This window comes from Lentzea sp. NPDC058450 (assembly GCF_042721395.1).
GTDB lineage: Bacteria > Actinomycetota > Actinomycetes > Mycobacteriales > Pseudonocardiaceae > Lentzea.
The window spans coordinates 140,790-165,476 of record NZ_JBHXLO010000002.1; the positions used below are offsets into that span (position 1 = coordinate 140,790).

Genomic DNA, 24,687 nt, shown 5'->3' on the forward strand with positions numbered 1-24,687 from the left:
TCGGTGAAGGTAGCCTAACCTAAGTATTTGCGGTTCCGAATCGCCAAGCGGCCCAAAGTGCCGCGTAACGCCCGTCACGCGCCACAAGTTCTTCGTGAGTTCCCTGTTCCAGCACACGACCTGCGTCGAGAACGGCGATCCGGTCGGCGGCGATCGCCTGGGTCAACCGGTGCGCGACCAGGAGTGTGGTGCGGCCCCGGCAGGCCGCGAGCGCGGCTCGTTCCAGCGCCGCCGCACCCTGGCTGCCCGCCTCCGCCGTCGACTCGTCCAGCACGACGACGGGGGAGCGGCCGAGCACCAGGCGTGCCAACGCGATCTGCGCGATCTTGGTCACGTCGAGGCGTTCGCCACCCTCGCCGACGTCGGTCTGCAACCCGGACGGCAACGCGGAGACCCACGAGTCCGCGCCCACGGTCCGCAACGCGTCCATCAGCTCGTCGTCGGTCGCGTCCGGGGCCGCCAGCCGCAGGTCCTCGGCCAGCGGACCGGCGAAGACGTGCGCCTCCTGCGTCAGGATGCTCACCAGCGCGCGGGCGCCCGCCTCGTCCAAAGAAGAAAGATCAGACGGCCCGATGTGCACGGATCCGGTCAGCGGAGTGCCCGTCCCGGCGACGAGAGCGGCCAGCGTCGTCTTGCCCGCACCGGTCGCGCCGACCAGCGCGAGCGACGTCCCGGCGGGGATCTCCAGGTCGATGTCCCGCAGCACGTCGTGCTCGGAATCGGGGTAGCGGAAGGAAAGCCCGCGCACCGACACCGGCAACGGCTGGGCGTCCGCGTCGACCGCCACCGCGCTGCGCACGAGGTCGTCGCCGTCGGACTCGGTGAGCACGCCGACCAACCGCGTCAGGCCCGCACCGGACTTCTGCGCCTCGTCGAAGAACGCCATGATCAGGCCGAGCGGCACGAACAGCTTGTGGAACAGCAACGCGGCCACGGAGACCTGACCCAGCGACGACTGCCCGTTCGTCACCAGGAAGTAGCCGACCACGATGATCAGGCCGAGCCCGATGAACTCGGCGCGGTTCTCCCGCCCGATGAACCGGCCGAAGAACCGGAACACCTCGATGCCGATGTTGCGCACCCGCCACGACTCCGCCGTCACCTGGTCGCGGAAGGCGTTCTCCAGGCGGTACGCGCGGACGGTGTCGATGCCGTCGAGGCCGCTGATCAACGCCTGCGCGCGGTCGGCCTGCGCTTCGGAGCGGGCGCGGTAGAGCGGTTGCGAGCGCGGCAAGTACCAGCGCAACGCCAGCCAGTACGCGGGCAGCGCGCACGCGCCGGCGAGGCCGAGCCGCCAGTCGAGGCCGAACATGCCGGCGGTCGCGATCACGACCAGCACGACCGCCGAGAAGATCGTCGGGATGGCCGTGCGGAAACCCTTGGAGATGACGGCGACGTCGTCACCGACGCGCGAGAGCACGTCACCGCGGCCGACCTCCTCGATGCGCGCGCTCGGCATCCCGAGCACCGCGCGGACCGCGCCTTCCCGCAGGCGCGCCAGCATCTCCGCGCCCACTCGGCCGACGAGGTAGGTCGACACGGCGGTCATCGCCGCGCCCGCGAGGGCCGAGACGACGGTCGCGATGCCGATGGTCCAGAGGATCGAGACGTCGCGGCCCTGCTGGATCCCGTCCACGACGGTGCCCAGCAGGAACACCGGGACGATCTGCAGCACCGCCCCCACCACCGTCGCCAGCACGGTGGCGATCGGCAGGGCGGGGGCGGTGCGGCAGTGGTCGTACACCCAGCGGGAGGCCTCCCGCCCGGACGCCGTGCGCAGGATCTTCGCCGGGGCGCCGGACAGACTCGTGGTCACGAGGGGAGGCCTCTCACTGGAACTGTTGTGTCAGAACGAAATCAGCCGACAGACTTGGCGGCCTTGACGAGCTCGTCCACCGCGTACGGCATGGACGCGAGGGTCGCCTGCGAGATCGCGGCACCGACGGCCGCGCCCTCGCTGTCGAGGATGTAGTGGACCTTGCCGGCCTTCACCGCGGGCAGGTTGTTGAAGAGCTCGAAGTTCTTGAGCGCCTTCGTGTCCGCCTCGTCGTTGATGATGAAGATGCGGTCCACGTTCATCACGTCGACGCGCTCGGGGGACAGCGCCACGGAGAACTTGCCCGCCGCGAGCTCGTCGACCTTGGTGTTGCCCTTGAAACCGATGCCCGAGAGGACCTGGCCGCGCACGTCGGTCGTGGCGAACGGGTTGATGGCGTCCTTGTACCAGGACGCGACGACCGCGGTCTCGTTCGCCCAGGCCGGGTTGGCCTTCTTGGCCTCGGCGAGCTTGTCGTCGATCGCCTTGATCGCCTTGGCGCCCTCGTCACCCTTGCCGATCGCCTTCGCGACCTGCAGCGCGTTGTCCTGCCACTTGGCGGAGAAGGGCTCCGTCTCCGCCTTGGTGCGGCCGACCGTCGGGGCGATCTTGGAGAGCTTGTCGTACCACTCCTGGGTCGCCTCGGAGTACACGGCGACGATCAGGTCGGGACGCAGCTGCGCGATCTTCTCGAAGTTCGGCTCGGTGTCGCCGTTCTTCATGACGACCTCGGGCTTGGCCGAGCCCCACTTGTCCTTCACGTACGGCCACTGCGTGTTGATGTCGGGCGAGGTGCCCTCGGGGTTCGGGTACTGGTCGACCATGCCGACCGGGACGACGCCCAGTGCCAGCATCGTCTGCTCGTCGGTGTAACCGAGGGAGACGACGCGCTTGGGCGCTTCCTTGATCTCCGTCGTGCCGAAGAAGTGCTCGACCTTGGTCGGGAACGTGCCACCGGCGGCGTTGTTCGCCTCGGGAGTCGTCGCAGGCGTGGAAGAACCGCACCCGGCGAGGAGGCTGGCACCGACCACCGCGGCTGCCGCCACGGAAGTCAGTCGCTTCCAGGTCATGGTCGTTCTCTGGCCCATTTTCGGCACCTCGTTCTTCGCTGCCCACGCGGCGGGGGAAATTTAGGACAGCCGAACCTTATCACCCAGTTAGGGCAGGCTAACCAACGTCTTGGTCACTCTTCGATACCACGTGGGTCCGGCCGATAGGGACGATCAATGGCCGTTCGCTGACGGGATCGTCGATGACCTTCGCCTGCAGACCGAACGTGTCCAGCAACAACTCGCTCGTGATCACTTCGCTCGGATGTCCTTGCGCGACAATCGATCCCGACTTCATCACGATCAGGTTGTCGCTGTAACGCACCGCGAGGTTCAGGTCGTGCAACACCATCACGATCGTGCAGCCGCCCTCGTGCAGGTCGTCGACGAGGTCGATCACGTCGATCGCGTGCGCGAGATCCAGATAGGTCGTGGGCTCGTCCAGCAACAAAAGATCAGTGCCCTGGGCGAGCGTCATGGAAATCCACACGCGCTGCCGTTGTCCGCCGGACAGGGAATCGACCGGGCGATGTGCGAGATCCGCCACACCGGTCATCTCCAACGCCTTCGCGACGACCGCCGCGTCGTCGCTCGACCACTGGCGCACCCAGCTCTGGTGCGGGTGCCGGCCGCGCGCCACGAGGTCGGCGACGGTCAGGCCCTCCGGCGCGATCGGCGTCTGCGGCAGCAGGCCCATCCGCTTCGCGACGTCCTTGGTCTTCAGCCGCGCGATGTCGTGCCCGTCGAGCAGCACCGTTCCCTGGCGCGGTTTGAGCAACCTCGACAGCGTCCGCAGCAGCGTCGACTTGCCGCAGCCGTTCGGGCCGATCACCGTGGTGATCACCCCGGTCGGGATCGCGACGTCCAGGTTGTCGAGCACGACCCGGTCGGCGTACCCGACCGTGACGCCCTCGGCGCCCAGGCGGGCGGCATCGTTGCGCAACGCGGTCATAGGGCAACCTTACTTTGTGCAGCCTTGCCTCAGGCAGCGCGCTTCGTGTTCGCACGCACGAGGAGGTAGACGAGGAACGGGCCACCGATGATCGCCGTGACGATGCCGACCGGCAGGTCGTAGGGCAGCACGACCCGGGCGATCAGATCCGAGCCGAGCAGCAGCAACGCGCCGAACAGCCCGGACGCGATCAACGGCGGCACGGGCGTGCGCAGCAACCGCATGGTGATCTGCGGCGCGACCAGCGCCACGAACGGCACCGGGCCCGCCGCGCTCACCGCGACACCGGCCAGCAGCACCGCGCACAGCAGCAAAATCGCCCGCACGGCCGAGTACCGGACACCGAGCCCGGCCGCGACGTCGTCTCCGAAGTGCATGGGCCGCATCTGGAACGACGTGACGAGGACCACGGCGACCAGTGCCAGCGTGATCCACAGCGAGCTCCACACCTGGGGCCAGGTCCGCGAGTCGAGCGACCCGACCAGCCACACCTGGGCACGCGCGACGTCGCGGATGTCCGCCAGCACCAGCAGCCACGTCGTCAGCGCCTGCATGACCGCGTTGACGGAGACGCCGATGAGGATCAGCCGGAACCCGTCGATGCCCTTCTTCCACGCCAGGAAGTAGACGAGGAACCCGGTCAGCAGACCGCCCGTGAGCGCCGCCGCCGGCAGCCCGATCGCGCCGCCCACCGCCGCGCCGCCGCCGGCCGTCACGACGAACACCGCCGTCGCGCTCGCGCCGCCGGTGATGCCGAGGACGTCCGGGCTGGCCAGCGCGTTGCGGGCGATCGACTGCGTGAGCGCGCCGGAGATGCCGAGCGCCGCGCCGACGATCAGGCCGATCAACGACCTCGGCAGCCGCAGGTCCATGATCACGAACTCGTCGACCCGCTCGCCCTGCCCGATCAGCGTCCGGAACACCGCGGGCAGTTCGATCGTGAAGTCGCCGACCGCGATCGACACGCAGAAGATCAGGAACGTGAGCGCGGCCAGCACGATCGTGACCAGCACGATCCACGGCCGCCAGACCCAGGACCAGCCGCCGACGCGGACGCCGCGGTGCAGGGCGGGAGTTTCGGTGATCATGCCTGCCTGAACTTCCCGAGCCAGACCAGCACCGCGAAGAACGGGGCGCCGATGAGGGCGATGACGATGCCTGCCTGGAGCTCGCCCGGTCGCACGACCAGCCGTCCCGCGATGTCGCCGAGCAGCAGCAGGGCCGCGCCGAGCAACCCCGCGTACGGGACGAGCCAGCGGTAGTCGGGGCCGGTGAACCATCTCGCGAGGTGCGCGACCATCAGCCCGAGGAACGCGATCGGGCCGCACGCCGCCGTGGCCGCACCCGCGAGCAACGTGACGGCGACGACGCCGACGGTCCGTCCGGCCACGATGTTCACGCCGAGGCCGCGCGCGACGTCGTCACCGAGGTTGAGCAGGTTGATCACGGGCAGGTTCACCATCGCCAGCACCAGGCCGACGCCGATGAACGCCGCCGCGACCCAGATGACGTCGAACCCGACGCCCTGCACCGATCCGGCGTTCCAGAACCGCAGCACGAACAGCGCCTGCGTGTCGGCCAGCGCGACCGCCGTCGTCATGGCCGCGAGGAAGATCGTGACGCCCTGGCCCGCGAGCGCGAGGGTCAGCGGGTTGCCGGCGCCGCGGCCGAGGCTCGCGAGGCCGAACACCAGCACACCCGCGACGGCGGCGCCGATGATCGCGAACCACAGGTACTGCAACGGGTTCTGCAGTCCGAACAGGTAGATCGCGAACACCACGGCGAACGACGCCCCGCTGTTGACGCCGAGCAGGCCGGTGTCGGCGATGGGGTTGCGGGTGTGGCCCTGGATCAACGCGCCCGCGACGCCGAGCGCGAGGCCCGCGAGGATCGCCAGCACCGTCCGGGGCACCCGCAACGTGTGCACGATCAACGTGATCTCGGTGAGCTGCTGGTCGCCGCCGGGGTCGCCGAACAGGCCCTGCCACACCTCGGCCGGGGTGAGCGACCGCGTGCCGACCACCAGGGACAGCACCGCCGCCACGGCCAGCAGGACCAGCAGCCCCACCAGTCCGAGACGGCGGCGCCGGTGCGGGTTCTCCGGCGCCGGTGCGGGGTCGAGCCCGCGTTGTTCCACGACCATGCTCACGACGGGCTACGTTAGCTCCCGCCCCACGTCTGGACCTAGGGCACCCTTACCTAAGTGCTGGGTCCGCGGCGCTAGGCCCGTGCCTCGACGGCCCGCACGGTCTTCTCCAGCGCGCCGCCCAGCACCTTCCGGCCGAGCAGGCCCAGCGAGAGGCCGAGCAGCTTTCCCTTGAGGTTCTTGCCTTCCCGGACGACCTCGGCGTGCACGACCGTCGTCCCGTCGGCGTTCTTCGTGAACGTGTAGGTGTGGCCCGACCGTCCGCCCCAGACGTTGGAGTCGACGGTGGTGAGCACGATCCTGGCCGGATCGGACCAGTCGTAGCGCAGGCGTTCCCAGATGCCGCCGGACCCCTCGGTGACGTCGGCGAACGTGTCGCCGCGGTCGTGCACCCGCAGGTCGGCGTCGGCGCTGTTGGGGAAGAGGTCCGCACGGCCGGGGCCGAAGTCGGTGAGCGCGGCGACGAACTGCTCCGGCGTCGCGGTGGTCTGCTGGGTCAGGGTGATGCTCGGCATGTCCGCTCCTCGTGATGCTGTGTGCAGGAGTCAGACTTCCGTCGCCAGGGGGTCGTTCGCGCCCGTGAGTCACCCTGGTCCGGCGGACCCCAGTCGATCACGCACGCGGGCGGCCTCGTCCTCACGGCCTTGGCGTTCCAGCATCGCCAGCGCCCGGCGCCACACGTCCGCGGCCTGGTCGCGGTGGCCGAGCGCGAGGTGCGGCTCACCGAGGTTGATCAGCGTGTTCGCGGTGCTGTAGTCGTCGCCCTCTTCTTGGAACAGCTCCAAGGCGTGTTCGTAGTGGGCGATCGCCGTCTCGTGGTCGCCGCACTGGTGCTCGATGCGGGCCAGGGTGTCGACGGCGGTCGCCTCGCCGTGGCGGTCCTTGAGGTCACGGAGCAGGTCGAGCGCTTTGGTCGACGAGAGCCTGCCCTGCTCGGTGTCGCCGACCTCCGCCGCGCAGTGCGCGATGTTGTTGTGCGCCATGGCGATCAGCATCTGGTTGCCGGACTTCTCGTAGTGCGGCAGCGCGGCCTTGGCGTGCTCGAACGCCCGTGCGTGCTCGTCCCGGCTCGCCCAGAGCCACGCGAGCGTGCCGTGCGCGTCGGCGATCGGCAGCGCCTCGCCGACCCGCTCGGCGACCGCGGCCGACTCGCTCAGGTGGTGCAGTGCCTCGTCGAATCGGCCCACCTGGCCGAGGGTGCTGCCCACGATCCGGTGCGCGATGATCAGGTCGGCGGGGTCGCGGGCCGCTTCGAGGGCGGCCTGCCACATCACGAGTTCATCGTCGAGGTGGCCGCGCAGTTGGTGGTAGGCGTGCGAGACCCGCGCGAGCAGGATGACCTCGTCGTTCCAGCCGTGCAGGGCCGCGGCGCGTTGCACGGCACGGCGGGTGTCGCGTTCGGCGTCGAACCACGCCAGCGCGCCGGCCTTGTCCACGGCGGTGACGACCTCCGCGGCCGGCGTGCTCAGCGCGATCATCGGGCGGTACGGGTCGATCAGGCGGTCGTGCGCGTGGGCGGTGCGCACGTGGTGGTCCACCAGGCGCCGCAACGCTTCCTCGCGACCGTCGACCGCCTGTTCCGCGGCGTAGGTGCGGACGAGGTCGTGCATGCGGACGCGGAACCCGCCGCCGATCGACACCAGGGACGCCTGTGCCAGCGACGTCAGCGCCTCCTGGGCGTCCGCTGTGGACAGACCGGTGAGGCCGGCGGCCGCGTGCAGGTCGACGTCCTCGCCCGGCGCGCTGCCGAGCAGGGCGAACACGGCCTTCTGCCGCTCCGGCAACGCCCGGTAGGACCCGGAGAGCACGACCGGCACGCTCACCCGCGGGTCGGCGTCGAGCGCGGCCAGCCTGAGCTCGTCGAGCTGGCGGGCGAGGTCGGCGAGCGCGAGTCCCGGCTCGGTCAGCACGCGGGCGCCCGCGATGCTGAGCGCCAGCGGCAACCCGCCGCACAGGTCGATCAGCCTGGTCGCGGCCAGGGGTTCGGCGCTCAGCCTCGTCGTGCCGATCAGCCCGGCCAGCAGCGCGCCCGCCTCGTGGTCCGTGAGCACGTCGAGGCCGATGGCCGACGGCGACGGCAGCCGGTGGCGGCTCGTCACGAGGACCCGGCAGGTCGTGCCGCCGGGGAGCAGCGGCGCGACCTGGGCGGCGTCGGCGGCGTTGTCGATCACGAGCAGCATCCGTCGTCGTGTTGCGACGTCGCGGAACAGCGCCGCCCTCGCGTCCCTTCCTGACGGGACGCGGTTCGCGTCGACGCCGAGCGCGGGCAGGAAGCCGCGGATGGCGACGTCCGGGTCCATCGGCGTCTCGTCGGGGCTGAAGCCGCGCAGGTCCACGAACAGCTGGCCGTCGGGGAAGCGGTGCAGGTTGCGGTGCGCCCAGTGCAGGGCGAGCCACGTCTTGCCCATGCCGCCGGCGCCCGCGATCGTCGCCACGGCCGTGTCCCGCAGCGCGTCGTCGAGCTCGGTGAGGTCGTGGTCGCGGCCGACGAACTTCGCCGGCGCCGACGGGAGCTGGCGCGGGACGGCCTGGAGAGGTTCGCCGATCAGCAGTTTCTCGTGCTGGTCGCGGAGAAGCGCGCCGGGCTCGGTGCCCAGTTCGGCCTTGAGCCGGGCGCGGACGGCGCGGAACTCCTCCAGCGCCTCGGGGACCCGTCCGGCCTGGGCGAGGGCGCGGAGGTGCTGGGCGGCGACCCGTTCGTCCAGCGGGAACCGGGCGGCGCGGGCAGCGATCGCCGCGAGCAGCTCGGGGCCCCGGCCGAGACCGAGCCGGGCGTCGACCAGGGCCAGCTCGGCCTCGGTGCGTTCGCGGACGAGCAGGTCGCGGGTGAGGTCGGCCCAGTCGCCCGCGACGCCGGTGAGCGGTTCGCCGTGCCACAGGCCGAGCGCCTCGGTGAGGACGCGGGCCTTGGCGTCGTCGTCGAGCGCTTCGGCCTCCCCGCGGAGCTTCCGGAACCTCATCAGGTCCACAGAGGACTCCTCGGCCTCCAGCGCGTACCCGGCCGGGGTGGCCGTGAGCGTGACGCCCAGGGCGTGCCGGAGCCGGGACAGGTAGCTGTGCAACGTGGCCCGTGACCGCGCGGGCGGGTCGGCGCCCCAGACCCGTTCGGTGAGCCGGTCGACCGCGACGACCCGGCCGACGTCGATCGCGAGCGCCGCGAGGACGGTGCGCTGCCGGGCGGGCCCCAGGTCGGCGGGCCGCCCGCCGACCCGCGCGCCCACCTCGCCGAGCAGGGCGATCTCGAGGGTCACGGTCCGATCAGCTGTCCTTCTTCGCCGTGAGCAGCGAGACGACGGCCAGTCCCGTGTTGACGGCGGAGATGATCGTGGTCAGCTTCGCCGCCTTGGCCGGCAGCTCACCGCGCCTGCCGGCGTAGACGGCGGCGGCGGTGTCCGTGGCGTGGATCAGCACGGCCTGCTGGAGCACGCGACGGGCGTTCGCGTCGGAGCTCTTCAGGGTCAGCAGGTCGACGCCGAGCACGAGCGTGCGGATGCCGAACATGCGTGCGGGGTAGACGAACCGCCTGTCGTCACCCAGTTCGTCGCCGAGGCTCTTCGCCATGCGGTCGGCGGCGAACAGCCCCAGCGCGCCGTTGAAGATCCGGACGCAGGCCAGTGTGGTCCGCGTGACATCGCCCAGCTTCATCTTCCGCCACCTCGTTGTTGATCTCCGGTCCTCGGGGAGTCTAGGAGAGCCGGTCGGCGAGCCACCGCTCCACGTCTTGTCGCGCGGCCCGCGCCATGGCCGTGTCGCGGCGGGTGAAGCCGTGCCGGGACTCCGGGTAGACCTTGAGGTCGACCTGCCCGCCCGCGGCGATCGCGCGGGCGGCCAGCGCGAGGTTGTCGTCGAGCAGCACGTCCTGGTCACCGACGACGATCAGCAGCGGAGGCAGGCCCCGCAGGTCGGCGTAGACGGGGGAGAGGTCGGGATGGGTGCGGTCGGGCGCGCTGCCCGCGTAGGCCTCGATGAAGTACTCGTCGGCGATCTTGCGCCCGGCCGGGGTCTGGCCGCTCAGGTCGTAGGTGCCGAACTGCAGGGCCGCCCCGGCGAACGCCGCTCCGCTGCCCTTGTCGCGCAGCCGCAGCAACGTCGTGACGGCGAGGGTCGCTCCGGCCGAGAAGCCGCCGATCACCAGCAGGTCGGTGCCGAACTCCCGCCCTGCGTCGGCGATGAGCCAGTCCGCCGCGGTCTCGGCGTCGTCGGGTGCGGCGGGCCACGGGTGCTCGGGCGCCAGGCGGTAGTGAACGCTCACAACCACCGCTTGGAGAGCCGTGGCGAGCTGCTGGTTGCGGGCGTCGTCGTCCGCCGCGGAGCCCAGGTAGAAGCCGCCGCCGTGGAAGTCGAGGTAGACGCCTCGTGCGTGACCTTCGGGCCGGTGAACGCGCACAGGAACCTGCCTGCCCCCGGCCTCGACGACGATGTTGTCGTCCGGTTCCGGGGTCCTGAGCTCCCGCACCTCGGCCAGGCTGCTCGGCCCTCTGCGCACGCCGCGGTCGGCGTTCGACCTGCGCGCCTCCTCGACGTGCGCGGCGAGCCGGGGGTCGGCGAAGGTCTGGAGGTCCATGCGCAAGTCTTATCGTGTGGGCATGAGCCGGGGCAGGGCGGCTGCGGTGCTGCGCAGGAAGTTCGACAGCGCGTTCGGCTGGACGGTGTCGCTCGCGGCGCTGGTCACGTCCGCGTACGTGCTGCTCAACCCGTTCCCGGGCAACGGCTTCGGCCAGCAGTTGGAGTTCGTGGCGATCATGGCGCCGCTGACCTGGTTCATGTGGATGGTCGGCGCGCACGCGGTCGTCGAGGTCCACGACTCCGGCGTGCTGGTGGTGAACTGGTTCCGCCGCTACTGGGTGCCGTGGGCCTCGCTCGCGTCGGTCGAGGCGACCCGCGAGGTCACGCTCGTGACCACCTCCGGCGAGCGGATCAACGTCACCGTGGGCGCGTTCTCGGCCGCGAGCACCCTGCGGGGCAACCGGATCCAGGCGGAGATCCGCGAGACGATCGAACGACACCGCCCCAGCCCGCCACCAGAGGACTCCTCCGGGGTGCGCAAACAGATCGACCTGGCGCCGTGGCACTTCGCCGGCGTGGTGGCCGTCCTGGTCGTTAGTGCCCAATTGGGACTGTGGATCGCGTGATTCCTTGTAACGAAGTGGCTCCTGTCCGAGACAATGCCGGGCATGACGACTGGCGGTAGTGGTCACTGGAAGTGGATCTCCGCGGCACTCGGGGTCGCCTTGGCGGGCGGCACGGCCGTACTCCTCAGCGAACTGAGGGACCCCGGCGAACCGACAGCGGGCGACGCCCCACCCGCCACCTTTCCCACCAGCACCACGCCCGCCGAGGAGTGGTACGACCTCACCGCGCACGAGCCGGTCGAGTCCGGCACGGGCCAGGAGGTCGTCGGGTCGATCGTCATCGGCAAGGAGACCTACCCGCGCGGCCTGCGCGGCGCCGGCGTCGCCCCGGCCAACTACCGGAGCTGGCTCATCAAGAACAGGTGCTCGCGCCTGTCCGTGTGGGTCGGCAAGGACGGAGCCTCGGCCGGCGAGGGCTCCGGCCAGTTCGTGATCAAGACCGACGGCGTCGAGATCGCCACCCGGCAGGCCGGCGCCGGAGACGCCCCGCAGCACGTCGAGATCGCCCTCGCGGACGTCGACCTGCTGACGTTGCAGGACGTGCGCGCCGCCAGGGACGCCGACAACGCGTGGGGCACCCCGAGGGTGTACTGCGCCGCGGCCCCCGGTACTCCCGTAACGCGCTGATCACTTTCGCCGACAGACGGAACAGCGGTCCTCCGCCGTCGTCCACACCGGACGACGGCGGGAAGTCGTTTCGTGCCAAGCAACTGCAGAGCGCGGCGGGCCGCGGGACGTGTCGGGTGGACGGTCGGGGGCGGAATAGTGGCGCGCGGGCACCTGCTGGCGATGTTGTTGCTGCTCACGGCGTGCACCGCCGAACCGGCCGCGGAGGAGCCCGCACCGGCGGCGCCGACGCCGACGTTCACCGCTCCGACGCTGGTCGGCAAGGTCGTGCCGCCGCAGGACGTGCTCACCGTGGTCCGCGACGTGATCGACGGCCGCACCGTCGAGTTCGTCGACGGCACGCGGGTGCGCATCGCCCTGCTGGCCGAGCCCAAGGAGTGCTTCGCGAAGAGCGCGCTCGACTTCGCCAAGTCGACGCTGCTGGCGACCTCCGTCCGGTACACCGTGCTGACGCTCGGCGAGGTGAACCTCGAACTGGAGGACGGCACCGACTACGCGGTGCTCGCGGTGCAGCGGGGCGCCCTGCGGCCGGAAGGGGTGGACGGCGGGCCGCTGATCGCCGCGCAGGAGGAGGCGAAGGTCGGCAAGCGAGGGCTGTGGGGGCCGCCGTGCGAGGGGTCGGACACGCCCAAACCGACCACGACAACAACGACTCCGCCACCACCGCCGCCGACCACCACGACCCCGCCGCCGCCACCTCGACCAGCGAAGGCGTGCTCCGTCTCGTACCGGATCACCGGGCAGTGGCAGGGCGGGTTCCAGGCCAGTGTGATCGTGCGCAACACCGGTACCGAGAAGGTCACCAACTGGTCGCTGCTGTGGTCGTTCTCGAACGGGGAGAGCGTCCAGAGCGCGTGGGACGCCTCCGTGCGCCAGTACAGCTCGCTGGTCAGCGCGACGAACACGAGCTACAACCAGCAGATCGCGTCCGGCGGATCGGTCCAGTTCGGGTTCAACGGCAACGCCCGCAGCGGTGCGCGGCCGCCGACGGCGTTCGTGCTCAACAACGTGAAGTGCGCGATCGAGTAGAGATCAGCTCACGGTCGTACGTCGTGATCGTCCTTCAGGACGACTCGCGATGACTCCGAACGGCCGTAGGTTCGGCGCATGCTCACTTCGCTCGCCCTGTCCGACCAGAACGCGGGATGGCTCGAGGGAGGCCTCCTCGTCCTCGTGGCGCTGGGCGCCGTGGCCCTCCTGGTGTTCTGGATCGCCGCGTTGTTCAGCGTGCTGGGCGCGCCGATCGGCTGCGGCGCGAAGATCCTCTGGCTGCTCGTCGTGTTCGCGCTGCCGTTCCTCGGCAGCCTGCTGTGGTTCGTCGTCGGGCGCCGGATGACGCCGGTCAACTACTAGTCCACAAAGGACCAACTGTCGAACGTCACAAGGGCGTTCGACAGTTCTGTTCGACGGCATTCGACTGCGTTCGACGGTCGTGCTTGACGCTCGTGGTGCACCGATGCAGACTCCGGAAAGCGTTTTCCAGACGACGGGGTCAGGAGCACATGAGCGCTCTCGACGAACTGCGGCACCTCCGCCGTGACGGCGTTCAGGTGCGCAAACGCGACAACAAGGCGGCGTTCTGGTTCCTGGCGCCGTGGTTCGCCGGGCTGCTGTTCATCACGATCGGGCCGGTGCTCGCGTCGTTCGGGCTGGGCTTCACGCGCTACAACCTGATCCAGCCGCCGAGGTTCATCGGGTTCGACAACTTCGCCCGCGTCCTCACCGATCCGCGCCTGCACAACGCGTTGCGGGTCACGTTCACCTACGTGCTCGTGTCGGTGCCGCTGCAACTGGCGTGCGCGCTCGGGGTCGCGTTGCTGCTCAACCGCGGGCTGCGCGGGCTCGCGTTCTACCGCTCGGCGTTCTACCTGCCGTCCCTGCTCGGGTCGAGCGTGGCGATCGCGGTGCTGTGGACCCAGGTCTTCGGCACGGACGGGCTGGTCAACCGCGTGCTGGGGTTCTTCGGCGTGCAGGGCAAGGGGTGGATCTCCGACCCGGACACGGCGTTGTCGACGCTGATCGTGCTGAACGTGTGGACGTTCGGCTCGCCGATGATCATCTTCCTGGCCGGGCTGCGGCAGATCCCGCAGGTCTACCACGAGGCCGCCGCGATCGACGGCGCCGGCCGGTGGCAGCGGTTCTGGCGGATCACCCTGCCGCTGCTGTCGCCGATCCTGTTCTTCAACCTGGTGCTGCAGATCATCCACGCGTTCCAGTCGTTCACGCAGGCGTTCGTCGTCTCCGGCGGCACCGGCGGGCCGTCCGACTCGACCATGTTCTACACGCTCTACCTGTACCAGCAGGGTTTCAGCCGGTTCGACATGGGTTACGCGTCGGCGCTGGCCTGGTTCCTGCTGCTGATCATCGCGGCGTTCACGGCGATCAACTTCTGGGCGGCGAAGTACTGGGTCTTCTATGACGACTAGGACGCTGTTCAAGCACGCGGGCCTGGTCGTGATCGGGTTCGTGATGCTCTACCCGGTGCTGTGGATGGTCGCGAGCTCGCTGCGACCCGACGACGAGATCTTCCGCAGCCCCGGCCTGGTCCTGGACGGCCTGCGGACCGAGAACTACACCGAGGGCTGGAACGCGCTCACGCCGTCGTTCGGCACCTACCTGGTCAACTCGAGCGTGCTGGTGCTGGGCTGCATCGCCGGCAACCTCGTGTCGTGCTCGATGGCGGCGTACGCGTTCGCGCGCCTGGACTTCCGCGGCAAGCGGTGGTGGTTCGGGATCATGCTCGGCACGATCATGCTGCCGATCCACGTGATCATCGTGCCGCAGTACGTGCTGTTCTCGAACATCGGCTGGGTCAACACGTTCCTGCCGATCATCGTGCCGAAGATCCTCGCCACCGACGCGTTCTTCGTGTTCCTGATGGTGCAGTTCATCCGCGGGCTGCCGCGCGAGCTCGACGAGGCCGCCCGCATCGACGGCTGCGGGCACCCGCGGATCTTCCTGCGGATCGTGCTGCCGCTGATGAAGCCCGCGCTCGCGACCACGACGATCTTCACGTTCATCTGGACCTGGAACGACTTCTTCAGCCAGTTGATCTACCTGACGGACCCGGACCTCTACACGGTGCCCGTCGCCCTGCGCTCGTTCGTCGACTCGACGGTCGCCACGTCGTGGGGCTCGCAGTTCGCGATGAGCGTGGTCTCGCTCCTCCCGATCTTCCTCGCCTTCCTCGTCGGCCAGCGGTACCTCGTGCAGGGCATCGCGACCACCGGGGGCAAGTAGCCGAAAGGACAGCTCATGTTCAGAGGTGTTCGCCGCGGTGTCACGTGGGCGGTGCTGCTGTCGCTGACCGCGTCCCTGGCGGCGTGCGGGTCCGGTTCCGGCGCGGGCGGTGACCTGACCACGGAGAAGGTCACGCTGCGCTTCACCTGGTGGGGCGCGGACGACCGGCACAAGCGGACGCAGCAGGTCATCGAGATGTTCCAGCGCAAGCACCCGAACATCACCGTCAAGGGCGAGTTCAAGGAGTGGAACGGCTACTGGGACAGCCTCGCCACGACCATGGCGGCCAACGACGCGCCGGACGTCATGCAGATGGACGAGCTGTACATCGCCTCCTACGCCGAGCGCGGCGCGTTGCTGGACCTGAAGGAGGCGGGCAAACACCTCGACACCGCGAACTTCGACCAGAAGGCGCTCGCCACCGGGGCGATCGGGGGCAGGCAGTACGGGCTGCCGGTCGGGCTCGGCATGTACTCGATCATGGCGAACCTCGACCTGCTGGCGAAGTACCAGATTCCGGTGCCGGACGACACCAAGTGGTCGTGGGACGACCTGAAGCGGATCGGCGACCAGGTGTCCAAAGCGGCCGGCGGGGCGGCGTTCGGCGTGCAGTCGCCGGGCATCAACGACGCGGCCGGGCTGAGCATCCGGGCACGTCAGCAGGGCAAGGCGATGTTCGACGCGGACGCCAAGGTCGTGCTGCCCAAGGAGATCGCCCGCGACTACTGGCAGTACATCCTCGACCTGTCCAAGACCGGCGTGGCGGCGCCGCCGTCGGTGACGATCGAGAAGGCCTCGGCCGGGCTCAACCAGTCGGCCACGGCGACCGGCACCGCCGCGTTCGGCCTGTGGTGGAACACGCAGCTCACGGCGTTGACGGCGGCCAGCGGTGCCAAGCTGAAGCTGATGCGGCTGCCCGGCGAGACGCAGGGGACGGCTCCAGGCGCGTACTACAAGCCGTCGATGTTCTGGTCGGTGTCGGCGCGGTCGGAGCACCCGGCCGAGGCGGCGGCGTTCGTGAGCTTCCTCGCCAACGACGAGGAGGCCGCGAAGATCCTGCTGACCGAACGCGGGGTGCCCGCCAACCAGAAGATCCGCGAGGCGATCGCCGGTCAGCTCAAGGACACCGACAAGGCGGCCAAGGAGTACCTCGACACCGTGCCGGTGAGCGACCCGCCCAGGATCACCCCGAACGGGGCCAGCACCCTCGACACGATCCTCAAGCGGCACACCGAGGACGTGCTGTTCGGCCGGACCACACCGGACGCGGCCGCCGAGTCGTTCGTGCGGGAAGTCCAGTCCGAAGTGGACGCCGCCAGGTGAGGCGCGCGGCCGTCGTCGGCACGGGCGGGATCGCGGCGGCGCACGCCGAGGCGTTGCGGGAGATGGGAGACCGGATCGAGCTGGTGGCCGTCGCGGACGTGGACGAGGCCCGTGTGGGGGCGTTCGCGCGGGAGTGGGACGTGCCCCGGACGTATCCCGGTCTCGCGGAGATGCTCGACGCGGAGACCCTGGACCTGGTGCACGTGTGCACACCACCGCGTGATCACGTGCCGCTCGCGCTGGACTGCCTCGCGGCGGACGTGGACGTGCTGGTGGAGAAGCCGCCCGCGATGTCGCTCGGCGAGCTCGACACGTTGATCGCGGCCGAACGCGCGTCGGCGGGCCACGTGGCGACGGTGTTCCAGCACCGCTTCGGCCCGGCCGCGTTGCGGTTGCGGCGGCTGATGGCGGAGGGGGTGTTCGGACGGTCGCTCGTGGCTCGGTGCGACACCCTCTGGTACCGCGGTGACGCCTACTTCGAGGTGCCGTGGCGAGGCACGTGGGCGAGTGAAGGTGGCGGGCCGACGATGGGGCACGGCATCCACCAGTTCGACCTGCTGCTGTCGATTCTCGGGCCGTGGCGGGAGATCCGGGCGGTCGCGGCGCGGCAGGCCCGGGCGGTGCAGACCGAGGACGTCTCGATGGCGCTGGTGACGTTCGCCGACGGCACCCTCGCGTCGGTGGTGAACTCGCTGCTCTCGCCGCGCGAGACCTCGCACCTGCGGCTCGACTTCGACCGCGCGACGGTCGAGGTCGAGCACCTGTACGGCTACACCGATGCGCACTGGACGGTCACGCCGGCGCCGGGCCATGAGGACGTCGCGCTGCGGTGGCAGGAAGGGCGTTCGGCCGTCGTGAGCGGGCATCGGTGCCAGTTGGAGGCGTTCCTCGACGCGGTGGAGCGGGGTGCGCCGCCGCCGGTGACCCTGGCCGAGACCCGCCGCACCATGGAGTTCGTGGCCGCGCTGTACGCGTCCGCGTTCACCGGGAACGTCGTGAAGGCGGGGGAGATCGGCGCGGACAGCCCGTTCTACGCGACGATGGAAGGCAACGGTGCCCCGTGGAGCCGGTGATCGAGTACGACGACGAGGTGTTGACCGCTTGTGCGGGTGGTGTCGAACTCTTCCGGTACGTGCACCGCCCGTCGACGCCGGCCTTCGAGGGCCCGAAGCCGTACCTGCACCCGGTGCGCACGCTCGCCGGTGACGTGGTGACGGCGTTCCGGCCGCACGACCACCGCTGGCACAAGGGCGTGCAGATGACCGCGACCGACGTGTCCGGCGAGAACTTCTGGGGCGGCGTGACGTACGTGCGCGACCAGGGGTACGTGGCGCTGCCGAACGTCGGGACCATGCGGCACGAGGAGTTCGCGGTCGACGGGGCCAGGGTCGGCGAGGTGCTGTCGTGGTTCACCGAGGCGGGCGAGCGGTGGATCACCGAACGGCGTGCCTTCGCCGTGCGGGACGTCCGCGCCGATTCGTGGACGCTGGAGTTCGCGACCTCCCTGACGAACCTGCGCGCGGAGCCGTTGGTGTTCGGCAGCCCGACGACGAACGGGCGTGAGCTCGCCGGCTACACCGGGTTCTTCTGGCGCGGGCCCCGGTCGTTCACCGGGGGCGAGGTGCTCGCGGCCGGCGGGGGAGCGGGGCAGGAGCTGATGGGCTCCTGTGCCGCCTGGCTCGCGTTCGTCGGTCAGCACGACGAGGTGGATCGTTCGTCGACGTTGGTGTTCCTGGACCATCCGGAGAACCCCGGCACGCACTGGTTCGTGCGCAGCACGCCGTTCGCGGCGGTCAACCCGTCGTTCGCGTTCCACGACACCGTCGGGCTGGAGCCGGGCGGGACGCTGAACCTGCGTTACCGGCTCGTGGTCGGCGACGGCGCGTGGTCGCGGGAGCAGATCGAGTCCTGTGTGGAGGAACATCCGTGGTGACGCCGTTTCCCGGCGGGGTCGGGATCTCCGGCCTGCGTGTGTACGACTGGCCCGCGGTGGACGGGGTGTGCGGCGGGTCACCGCACGTCCACCTCGCCTGTTCGGAGGCCTACTACGTGATCGCGGGCACCGGCAGCGTGCAGACGCTGACCCGGTCGGCGTTCGTCGAGACGCCGTTGAGCGAAGGAGTCGTCGCCTGGTTCACGCCCGGCACGATCCACCGGCTGGTGAACGACGGCGACCTGCGGATCATCGTGATCATGCAGAACAGCGGCCTGCCGGAGGCGGGTGACGCGGTGTTCACGTTTCCGTCCGAGGTGCTGGCGGATTCCGTGCGCTATGCGGAATGCGCGCGGGCCGATGACGAGGAGTCGGCGCGGAAACGCCGGGATCTCGCCCTCGAAGGGTTTCTGGAGTTGCGGCGGGGGAAGCCAGCGGCGCTGGAGTCGTTCTACCGGGCCGCCGTGCGGCTGAAGCAGGACGGCTTGGACGCGTGGGAGAAGCGCTGGCGGGAGGGTGCGCTGGCGTCGGCCGAACGCACCGGTGAGCACCTGGAGCGGTTGCGCGACGGGGACATCGGACATCTGGTGGAGGCGGACGTCCAGGTGACGCACGGGAAGGGGCCGCGGCTCGGCATGTGCGGGCGGCTCGACGTCTTCTGATCGAATTCGAGTCGAACTCCTCCGCGGCCGGTGCGTTCGATTCGTTCGACGCTAGCGTCTGATGCATGAAACGTTTCAATTCTCTAGTGCTGGCAACGGTTCTGGCACTGGGTGGCGTTCCGGCGGTCGCGGACGAGCCACCCGAACGCGGGCTCATCAGCATCAGGTCCGTGCACGGCAACGGGAACTTCGTGTCGTGGCGGCTGCTCGGGTCGGACGCGGCCGACGTGGCGTTCCACGTCTACCGCGACGGCGTGCGGGTCAACCCGGCGCCGATCACGACCGCGACGAGCTTCCTCGACGAGGGTGCTCCCGCGACCGCGTCCTACTCGGTGCGAGCGGTGGGCGGAGGCGTGGAACCGGCGGCGGCCACGCGGTCCGTCGGCACCCTCGCGACGAGCAGGGACGTTCCACTGCAGATCCCGGCCGGCGGGACGACGCCGTCGGGCGAGTCCTACACCTACGTGGCCAACGACGTGTCGGTCGGCGACCTGGACGGTGACGGCGAGCAGGACCTGGTGCTGAAGTGGGATCCCACCAACGCCAAGGACAACTCGCAGTCCGGCTACACCGGCAACGTCTACCTGGACGCGTACCGGTTGAACGGCACCAGGTTGTGGCGGATCGACCTCGGCCGCAACATCCGGGCGGGCGCGCACTACACGCAGTTCCAGGTGTTCGACTACGACGGGGACGGCCGGGCCGAGGTGGCGGTGAAGACCGCGGACGGCACCCGGTCGGGCACCGGTCAGGTGATCGGCAACTCCGGCGCCGACCACCGCAACAGCAGCGGGTACGTGCTGGCCGGGCCCGAGTACCTGTCGGTGTTCCGCGGTACGGACGGCGCGGTGCTCGACACCGAGAACTACGTGCCGCCGCGCGGGACCGTGTCGTCGTGGGGTGACAACTACGGCAACCGGGTGGACCGCTTCCTCGCCGGAACGGCCTATGTGGACGGTTCGCGGCCGAGCATCGTCATGGCCCGCGGCTACTACACCCGCAGTGTGATCTCGGTGTGGGACTTCCGGAACGGCCAGCTGACGCAGCGGTGGACGTTCGACTCCGCCACCCAGTCGAACCGCTCGGCCTGGGAGGGCAAGGGCAACCACCAGCTGTCGGTGGCCGATGTGGACGGTGACGGCCGCGACGAGATCGTCTACGGCTCGATGGCGATCGACGACAACGGCCGCGGCCTCTGGCAGAACGGCACCCGGCACGGCGACGCGCTGCACGTCGGCGACTTCATCCCGTCCCGGCCCGGCCTGGAGGTCTTCAAGCCGTCCGAGTCCACGACGGACCTCGCCCACTGGATGGGCGACGCGCGCACCGGTCAGGTCATCTGGAGCGCGCCGTCGTGCGGGTGCGACAACGGTAGGGGAGTGGCGGCCGACATCTGGGCGGGCAACGCCGGTGCCGAGGCGTGGTCGGCCTCGGTCGGCGGGCTGCGCAGCGCCACCACGGGCGCCCAGGTCGCGGCCCGCAAGCCGGGGTCGATCAACTTCGTCATCTGGTGGGACGGCGACGCGCAGCGCGAGCTGCTGAACGGCACCACGATCGACAAGTACGGCCCCGACGGGGACACGAGGCTGCTCACGGGCTCCGGCGTGGCCTCCAACAACGGGACCAAGTCCACGCCCGCGCTATCCGCCGACATCCTCGGCGACTGGCGCGAGGAGGTCGTCTGGCGGACGAGCGACAACCGGGCGTTGCGCATCTACTCGACCACCGAGCCGACCTCGATCCGGCGTGTGTCGCTGTTGCAGGACCGGCAGTACCGGCTGGCCGTGGCGTTCCAGAACACCGCCTACAACCAGCCACCGCACCCGAGCTTCGCGTCACCGTGAGGACGGCGGGCCCCGCGCCCGGCGAGCGCGGGGCCACCCGGTCAGGCCGGCACGAAGATCACGCCGAGCCGGTCGACCTCGTCACCCGAGCGGCCGGTGAACCCGGCGACCCGCCACCCGGCGGGGGCGGTGAAGGTGGCCGTATCCCCGGTCGGCTGCCCGGCCGAGAGGACGCGGCCCCGGCTCGTGGTCAGGGCGGCCGAGAACACCCGAGTCCGGCCGTTGTGCCTGCCCTGGCTCAGCTGCACCGACACGAAGTGCTCGCCCGGGTCCAGCGTGAGGCTCGTCGCGGTACCACCTCCGCCGCCGTGCGTCAGCGTCGTGCCGTCGTAGGAGGCGGAGATCTGGTCCAGACGGCTGCCACCGCGCAGGCTCAGCGTCCTCAGTGGACCCAGGTCGGCCGCCGCGAGGTCGGTGAACGGAGTGCCGTGCGGCCCGCCCAGTTCGGCGCTGAGCCGGATGTCCCCGTCGGCCGTCCAGTCGAACCGGGCGGCGATCGGGTAGTGGTCGGACAGGGGCCTGCCCGCGGCGTCGAGGAACACCGCGTTGTCGTTGCGGTAGTCCCTCGCGGTCAGGGTGATCTGGCGGTTGCCGCGGTAGAGGATCTTGTCGACCACCTCGCAGGAGTCGGTGACCGCCGCCGGGTCGCACACGAGCGCGGGGCTGCCCGCCGCAGGCGCCTGGCCGCCTCGTTCGAGCTGGACCCACGCGTCGGTGAGACCGTTGGTCGTGACCAGCTCGCGGATGTTGTCGTCCGCGCGGGTGTAGCGGGTGTTCGTGTCGCCCAGGACGATCACGGCCTGGCCGGCCGAGTTCGCGGCGACGTACCGCGACAGCTGCGTGATGTTCGCCCGGCGCGCGGCGAGGTCCGCGGGCTCGGTGCCCGCGTTGGGGTGCAGGTTGTACAGGTCGACGCTCACGCCCTCGGCCAGCGCGATCCGCTGGAAGGTGAACCCCTTCGGGGTGAGGCAGTCGGTTCCGTTGCAGGACGACCACTTCGTGCGTTCGAGGTCCTGGTAGGGGCGGTGCGACAACGTGTTGAGGCCGCTGCCGAACGGGACGCCTCCGCTCGTGGGAGTGCGGTGGGCGTGATTGTCACCCGCGTACAGGGCCGCGTGGTAGTTGAAGTCCTCCTGGACGGCGACGACGTCGTAGGGGGCGAGCCGGGGGCTGATCAACGGGGTGTTGACGGCGGGATCGCCGGACGACAGGGGTTCCGGCAGCCCGGCCACGTTGTAGGTCAGGACCTGGAAGCTGCCGCCGGTGCCGGGCTGTGCGTGGGCGACGGCGGGGACGGTGCTCAGCGCGACCGCCAGGACGAGCATGCGGGTGAACGTCGACATTGCCGCTCTTGGCTCACTTTCCACGGTGCAGGGGGATGTGGGGGAGCAGTGCTCGGCGGAGGAGCGCTGCGATCTTCCAGCCGGGAACGGGGCCGGTCAACGGTTCGACCGCACCAGGCGGGGAATTCGACACCGCGTTCGACAGGTTCGACGTCGCCGGAAATGTTGTCCTGCAAGACAAGCCGACGTCAGCAGGTCAGCGCACCCCGGTGGGCCACTCGGCGGTACGTCCGCGATCCGCCCGCTGCCTACGGTTTCGAAATCCGGGAGCGCTCCCAGAATCCCTTCGCAAACCCCAGGAGACCGTCATGACCTTGAGACTCCTCCGAGCGGTGGTGGCCGGACTGCTGCTCGCGGCCTGCGTGGCCATCGCTCCCGGCGCCGCGAGCGCCGCCGCCCCCACCCGGATCATGGCGCTCGGTGACTCGATCACCGGTTCACCCGGCTGCTGGCGGGCGTTGCTCTGGAAACACCTGCAGGACACCGGGCACACGAACGTCGACTTCGTCGGCTCGCTGCCGGGCGACGGCTGCGGCTTCGCCTACGACGGCGAGCACGAGGGCCACGGCGGCTTCCTCGCGACGAACATCGTGCGGGACAACCAGTTGCCGGGCTGGCTCTCGTCCGCCCGGCCGGACGTCGTCCTGATGCACCTCGGCACCAACGACGTGTGGAGCAACGTCCCGGCGAGCACGATCCTGGGCGCCTACACGACGATGCTCGGCCAGATGCGGGCGAGCAACCCCGCGATCAAGCTGGTGGTCGCGCAGATCCTGCCGATGACCCCGGCGAACTGCTCGGCGTGCGCGCAGCGGGTGGTCGACTTGAACAGCGCGATCCCGGGCTGGGCGCGGGCGAACAGCACGTCAGCGTCGCCGATCACCGTGGTGGACCAGTGGACCGGGTTCAACACGGCGTCCGACACGGGTGACGGCGTGCATCCGAACAGCACGACGGGCATCCAGAAGATCGAGAGCCGCTGGTACCCCGCCGTCGTCGCGGCGCTGGGCTCGTCGGCGGCCGTCGGCCTGCACGTCGAGGGCACGCGGGTGGTCGAGGCGAACGGGTCCGCGTTCGTGATGCGCGGGGTGAACCACGCGCACGTCTGGTACCAGAACCAGACCAGGGCGTTCGCGGACATCAAGTCCTTCGGCGCCAACACGGTTCGCGTCGTGCTCGGCAGCGGCCAGCGGTGGGGACCGACGCCTGCGTCCGAGGTGTCGAGCGTCATCTCGCTGTGCAAGCAGTCCCGGCTGATCTGCGTGCTGGAGGTGCACGACACCACCGGGTACGGCGAGCAGAGCGGCGCCGCGTCGCTGGACCAGGCGGCAACCTACTGGATCGGCGTCGCCTCGGCGTTGCAGGGCCAGGAGAACCACGTCGTGATCAACCTGGGCAACGAGCCGTTCGGCAACAACGCGCAGGTCAGCGCCACGTGGGCGAGTGCGACCAGCAGTGCGATCAGCCGGTTGCGCGGGGCGGGGCTCCAGCACCTGCTGATGGCCGACGCGCCGATGTGGGGTCAGGACTGGGGCAACATCATGCGGGACAACGCGGCGTCCGTGCTGGCCGCCGATCCGTTGCGCAACACCGTGTTCTCCATCCACATGTACGGCGTCTACAACACGGCGGACAAGGTCAACGCGTATTTCGACGCGTTCCGGACCGCCGGGCTGCCGCTGGTGGTCGGCGAGTTCGGGCACAACCACAGCGACGGCGACCCGGACGAGGACACGATCATGGCTCAGGCGCAGGCCCGCGGCCTGGGGTACCTCGGCTGGTCGTGGAGCGGCAACAGCTCCGACGTCGGCTACCTGGACATGGTCAACTCGTTCAACCCGGCGAGCCTGACCTCGTGGGGTGAGCGGTTGCTGAACGGCGCCAACGGTGTTCGCCAGACCTCGCGGGAGGCGACGATCTACGGCGGCTCGGCGGACACGCAGGCGCCGTCCACGCCGGGCACCCCGGTGGCTTCGGGGGTGACGTCCTCCGGACTCTCGCTGACCTGGGCCGCGTCGACGGACAACGTCGGCGTGACCGGGTACGACGTGCTGCGGGCCGTGGGCAGTGGTTCGTTCGCCCAGGTCGGTTCTTCCGCGACGGCGTCGTTCAGCGACTCCGGCCTGAGCCCGTCGACGACCTACCGGTACCAGGTGCGCGCTCGTGACGCGGCCGGCAACACGTCCACCGCCTCGGGCATCGTGTCGGCGACCACGAGCGCGGGCGGTGGTGGCGGCGGGTGCAAGGTCGGGTACTCCGCCCAGAACTGGGGCGGTGGCAACGGGTTCACGGCCAGCGTCACGATCACCAACACGGGTGTTAGCGCTATCAACGGCTGGACGCTGACGTTCAGCTACGCGAGCGGCCAGAAGGTGACGCTGCCGGGCTGGGGTGCGACGTTCGCGCAGTCCGGCGCGGCCGTGAGCGCGACGAACCTGACGTGGAACGGCACGCTCGCGCCGAGCGCGTCCACGAACATCGGGTTCAACGGCACCTACAGCGGCTCCAACCCTGCGCCGACCTCGTTCAGCCTCAACGGTTCCGCCTGCACCACAGGTTGACATTTAAACGATACAACCAGCCTGTCCGATTCCGGACAGGCTGGTTCGGCCTGCCTTGA

Annotated in this window: 22 protein-coding genes; 12 read left to right on the forward strand and 10 right to left on the reverse strand. The window is 70.0% G+C overall.

The features are described 5' to 3' along the window. Positions 1–19 precede the first annotated feature (19 nt). From ACFWNN_RS04880 to ACFWNN_RS04920, 9 genes are all read right to left on the reverse strand, one after another. Positions 20–1,816 (reverse strand): ABC transporter ATP-binding protein, encoded by a 1,797-nt coding sequence (locus ACFWNN_RS04880; RefSeq protein WP_382438528.1) that lies wholly within the window; start codon positions 1,814–1,816, stop codon positions 20–22. A 41-nt stretch (positions 1,817–1,857) separates the two neighbouring features. After that, on the reverse strand, positions 1,858–2,904 hold the full coding sequence (locus ACFWNN_RS04885; protein ID WP_382438529.1) for an iron-siderophore ABC transporter substrate-binding protein: 1,047 nt from the start codon (positions 2,902–2,904) through the stop codon (positions 1,858–1,860). 79 nt (positions 2,905–2,983) lie between these two features. Further along, positions 2,984–3,817, reverse strand: a complete 834-nt coding sequence (locus ACFWNN_RS04890) for an ABC transporter ATP-binding protein (protein ID WP_382438530.1) — start codon at positions 3,815–3,817, stop codon at positions 2,984–2,986. 29 nt (positions 3,818–3,846) lie between these two features. After that, positions 3,847–4,905, reverse strand: a complete 1,059-nt coding sequence (locus ACFWNN_RS04895) for a FecCD family ABC transporter permease (RefSeq protein WP_382438531.1) — start codon at positions 4,903–4,905, stop codon at positions 3,847–3,849. Continuing rightward, positions 4,902–5,960, reverse strand: coding sequence for a FecCD family ABC transporter permease (locus ACFWNN_RS04900; RefSeq protein WP_382438792.1), 1,059 nt, complete (start codon positions 5,958–5,960; stop codon positions 4,902–4,904). Before ACFWNN_RS04900 ends, ACFWNN_RS04895 begins: the two co-directional genes overlap by 4 nt. A 77-nt stretch (positions 5,961–6,037) precedes the next feature. Next, positions 6,038–6,478 (reverse strand): SRPBCC family protein, encoded by a 441-nt coding sequence (locus ACFWNN_RS04905; protein ID WP_382438532.1) that lies wholly within the window; start codon positions 6,476–6,478, stop codon positions 6,038–6,040. A gap of 69 nt (positions 6,479–6,547) precedes the next feature. Then, on the reverse strand, positions 6,548–9,214 hold the full coding sequence (locus ACFWNN_RS04910; RefSeq protein WP_382438533.1) for a BTAD domain-containing putative transcriptional regulator: 2,667 nt from the start codon (positions 9,212–9,214) through the stop codon (positions 6,548–6,550). Positions 9,215–9,221: 7 nt separating this feature from the next. Continuing rightward, positions 9,222–9,608, reverse strand: a complete 387-nt coding sequence (locus tag ACFWNN_RS04915) for a hypothetical protein (RefSeq protein WP_382438534.1) — start codon at positions 9,606–9,608, stop codon at positions 9,222–9,224. Positions 9,609–9,648: 40 nt separating this feature from the next. Next, complete coding sequence (locus tag ACFWNN_RS04920) at positions 9,649–10,527, reverse strand: alpha/beta hydrolase fold domain-containing protein (protein WP_382438535.1); 879 nt, start codon at positions 10,525–10,527, stop codon at positions 9,649–9,651. Between the two features lie 22 nt (positions 10,528–10,549). Here ACFWNN_RS04920 and ACFWNN_RS04925 point away from each other — a divergent pair, with 22 nt between their 5' ends. The 11 genes from ACFWNN_RS04925 to ACFWNN_RS04975 all read left to right on the forward strand — a co-directional run bounded on the left by ACFWNN_RS04925 (position 10,550) and on the right by ACFWNN_RS04975 (position 20,724). Continuing rightward, complete coding sequence (locus ACFWNN_RS04925) at positions 10,550–11,095, forward strand: PH domain-containing protein (RefSeq protein WP_382438536.1); 546 nt, start codon at positions 10,550–10,552, stop codon at positions 11,093–11,095. Positions 11,096–11,137: 42 nt separating this feature from the next. Beyond that, positions 11,138–11,722, forward strand: coding sequence for an NPCBM/NEW2 domain-containing protein (locus ACFWNN_RS04930; protein ID WP_382438537.1), 585 nt, complete (start codon positions 11,138–11,140; stop codon positions 11,720–11,722). Between the two features lie 72 nt (positions 11,723–11,794). Next, positions 11,795–12,751, forward strand: a complete 957-nt coding sequence (locus ACFWNN_RS04935) for a cellulose binding domain-containing protein (RefSeq protein ID WP_382438538.1) — start codon at positions 11,795–11,797, stop codon at positions 12,749–12,751. A 78-nt stretch (positions 12,752–12,829) separates the two neighbouring features. Beyond that, positions 12,830–13,075 (forward strand): PLD nuclease N-terminal domain-containing protein, encoded by a 246-nt coding sequence (locus ACFWNN_RS04940; RefSeq protein WP_382438539.1) that lies wholly within the window; start codon positions 12,830–12,832, stop codon positions 13,073–13,075. Between the two features lie 149 nt (positions 13,076–13,224). Then, complete coding sequence (locus tag ACFWNN_RS04945; RefSeq protein WP_382438540.1) at positions 13,225–14,148, forward strand: carbohydrate ABC transporter permease; 924 nt, start codon at positions 13,225–13,227, stop codon at positions 14,146–14,148. Continuing rightward, entirely contained in the window at positions 14,138–14,962 is an 825-nt protein-coding gene (locus ACFWNN_RS04950; protein ID WP_382438541.1) for a carbohydrate ABC transporter permease, read from the forward strand. The genes ACFWNN_RS04945 and ACFWNN_RS04950 overlap by 11 nt, the downstream gene beginning before the upstream one ends. Positions 14,963–14,977: 15 nt before the next feature. Continuing rightward, complete coding sequence (locus tag ACFWNN_RS04955) at positions 14,978–16,285, forward strand: ABC transporter substrate-binding protein (protein ID WP_382438542.1); 1,308 nt, start codon at positions 14,978–14,980, stop codon at positions 16,283–16,285. Then, positions 16,282–17,358 (forward strand): Gfo/Idh/MocA family protein, encoded by a 1,077-nt coding sequence (locus ACFWNN_RS04960; protein WP_382438543.1) that lies wholly within the window; start codon positions 16,282–16,284, stop codon positions 17,356–17,358. The genes ACFWNN_RS04955 and ACFWNN_RS04960 overlap by 4 nt, the downstream gene beginning before the upstream one ends. Further along, positions 17,346–18,218, forward strand: coding sequence for a PmoA family protein (locus ACFWNN_RS04965; RefSeq protein ID WP_382438544.1), 873 nt, complete (start codon positions 17,346–17,348; stop codon positions 18,216–18,218). The genes ACFWNN_RS04960 and ACFWNN_RS04965 overlap by 13 nt, the downstream gene beginning before the upstream one ends. Then, entirely contained in the window at positions 18,212–18,880 is a 669-nt protein-coding gene (locus ACFWNN_RS04970) for a cupin domain-containing protein (RefSeq protein WP_382438545.1), read from the forward strand. Before ACFWNN_RS04965 ends, ACFWNN_RS04970 begins: the two co-directional genes overlap by 7 nt. A gap of 65 nt (positions 18,881–18,945) precedes the next feature. Next, positions 18,946–20,724 (forward strand): rhamnogalacturonan lyase, encoded by a 1,779-nt coding sequence (locus ACFWNN_RS04975; protein ID WP_382438546.1) that lies wholly within the window; start codon positions 18,946–18,948, stop codon positions 20,722–20,724. Positions 20,725–20,765: 41 nt separating this feature from the next. Here ACFWNN_RS04975 and ACFWNN_RS04980 read toward each other — a convergent pair whose 3' ends face one another. Continuing rightward, entirely contained in the window at positions 20,766–22,067 is a 1,302-nt protein-coding gene (locus tag ACFWNN_RS04980; RefSeq protein ID WP_382438547.1) for a jacalin-like lectin, read from the reverse strand. 308 nt (positions 22,068–22,375) lie between these two features. On the opposite strand from ACFWNN_RS04980, the gene ACFWNN_RS04985 reads away from it, so the two are divergent. Next, a complete protein-coding gene (locus ACFWNN_RS04985) occupies positions 22,376–24,628 on the forward strand; it encodes a cellulase family glycosylhydrolase (protein WP_382438548.1) in 2,253 nt (750 codons plus the stop codon). Positions 24,629–24,687: the final 59 nt, after the last annotated feature.

What these genes read in the sequence shown, in the direction of transcription:
- ACFWNN_RS04885 (WP_382438529.1), bottom strand. Translation starts at nt 2,904, where the DNA reads ATGGGCCAGAGAACGACCATGACCTGGAAGCGACTGACTTCCGTGGCG.
- ACFWNN_RS04890 (WP_382438530.1), bottom strand. Translation starts at nt 3,817, where the DNA reads ATGACCGCGTTGCGCAACGATGCCGCCCGCCTGGGCGCCGAGGGCGTC.
- ACFWNN_RS04895 (WP_382438531.1), bottom strand. Translation starts at nt 4,905, where the DNA reads ATGATCACCGAAACTCCCGCCCTGCACCGCGGCGTCCGCGTCGGCGGC.
- ACFWNN_RS04900 (WP_382438792.1), bottom strand. Translation starts at nt 5,960, where the DNA reads ATGGTCGTGGAACAACGCGGGCTCGACCCCGCACCGGCGCCGGAGAAC.
- ACFWNN_RS04905 (WP_382438532.1), bottom strand. Translation starts at nt 6,478, where the DNA reads ATGCCGAGCATCACCCTGACCCAGCAGACCACCGCGACGCCGGAGCAG.
- ACFWNN_RS04915 (WP_382438534.1), bottom strand. Translation starts at nt 9,608, where the DNA reads ATGAAGCTGGGCGATGTCACGCGGACCACACTGGCCTGCGTCCGGATC.
- ACFWNN_RS04920 (WP_382438535.1), bottom strand. Translation starts at nt 10,527, where the DNA reads ATGGACCTCCAGACCTTCGCCGACCCCCGGCTCGCCGCGCACGTCGAG.
- ACFWNN_RS04925 (WP_382438536.1), top strand. Translation starts at nt 10,550, where the DNA reads ATGAGCCGGGGCAGGGCGGCTGCGGTGCTGCGCAGGAAGTTCGACAGC.
- ACFWNN_RS04930 (WP_382438537.1), top strand. Translation starts at nt 11,138, where the DNA reads ATGACGACTGGCGGTAGTGGTCACTGGAAGTGGATCTCCGCGGCACTC.
- ACFWNN_RS04940 (WP_382438539.1), top strand. Translation starts at nt 12,830, where the DNA reads ATGCTCACTTCGCTCGCCCTGTCCGACCAGAACGCGGGATGGCTCGAG.
- ACFWNN_RS04945 (WP_382438540.1), top strand. Translation starts at nt 13,225, where the DNA reads ATGAGCGCTCTCGACGAACTGCGGCACCTCCGCCGTGACGGCGTTCAG.
- ACFWNN_RS04950 (WP_382438541.1), top strand. Translation starts at nt 14,138, where the DNA reads ATGACGACTAGGACGCTGTTCAAGCACGCGGGCCTGGTCGTGATCGGG.
- ACFWNN_RS04955 (WP_382438542.1), top strand. Translation starts at nt 14,978, where the DNA reads ATGTTCAGAGGTGTTCGCCGCGGTGTCACGTGGGCGGTGCTGCTGTCG.
- ACFWNN_RS04975 (WP_382438546.1), top strand. Translation starts at nt 18,946, where the DNA reads ATGAAACGTTTCAATTCTCTAGTGCTGGCAACGGTTCTGGCACTGGGT.
- ACFWNN_RS04980 (WP_382438547.1), bottom strand. Translation starts at nt 22,067, where the DNA reads ATGTCGACGTTCACCCGCATGCTCGTCCTGGCGGTCGCGCTGAGCACC.
- ACFWNN_RS04985 (WP_382438548.1), top strand. Translation starts at nt 22,376, where the DNA reads ATGACCTTGAGACTCCTCCGAGCGGTGGTGGCCGGACTGCTGCTCGCG.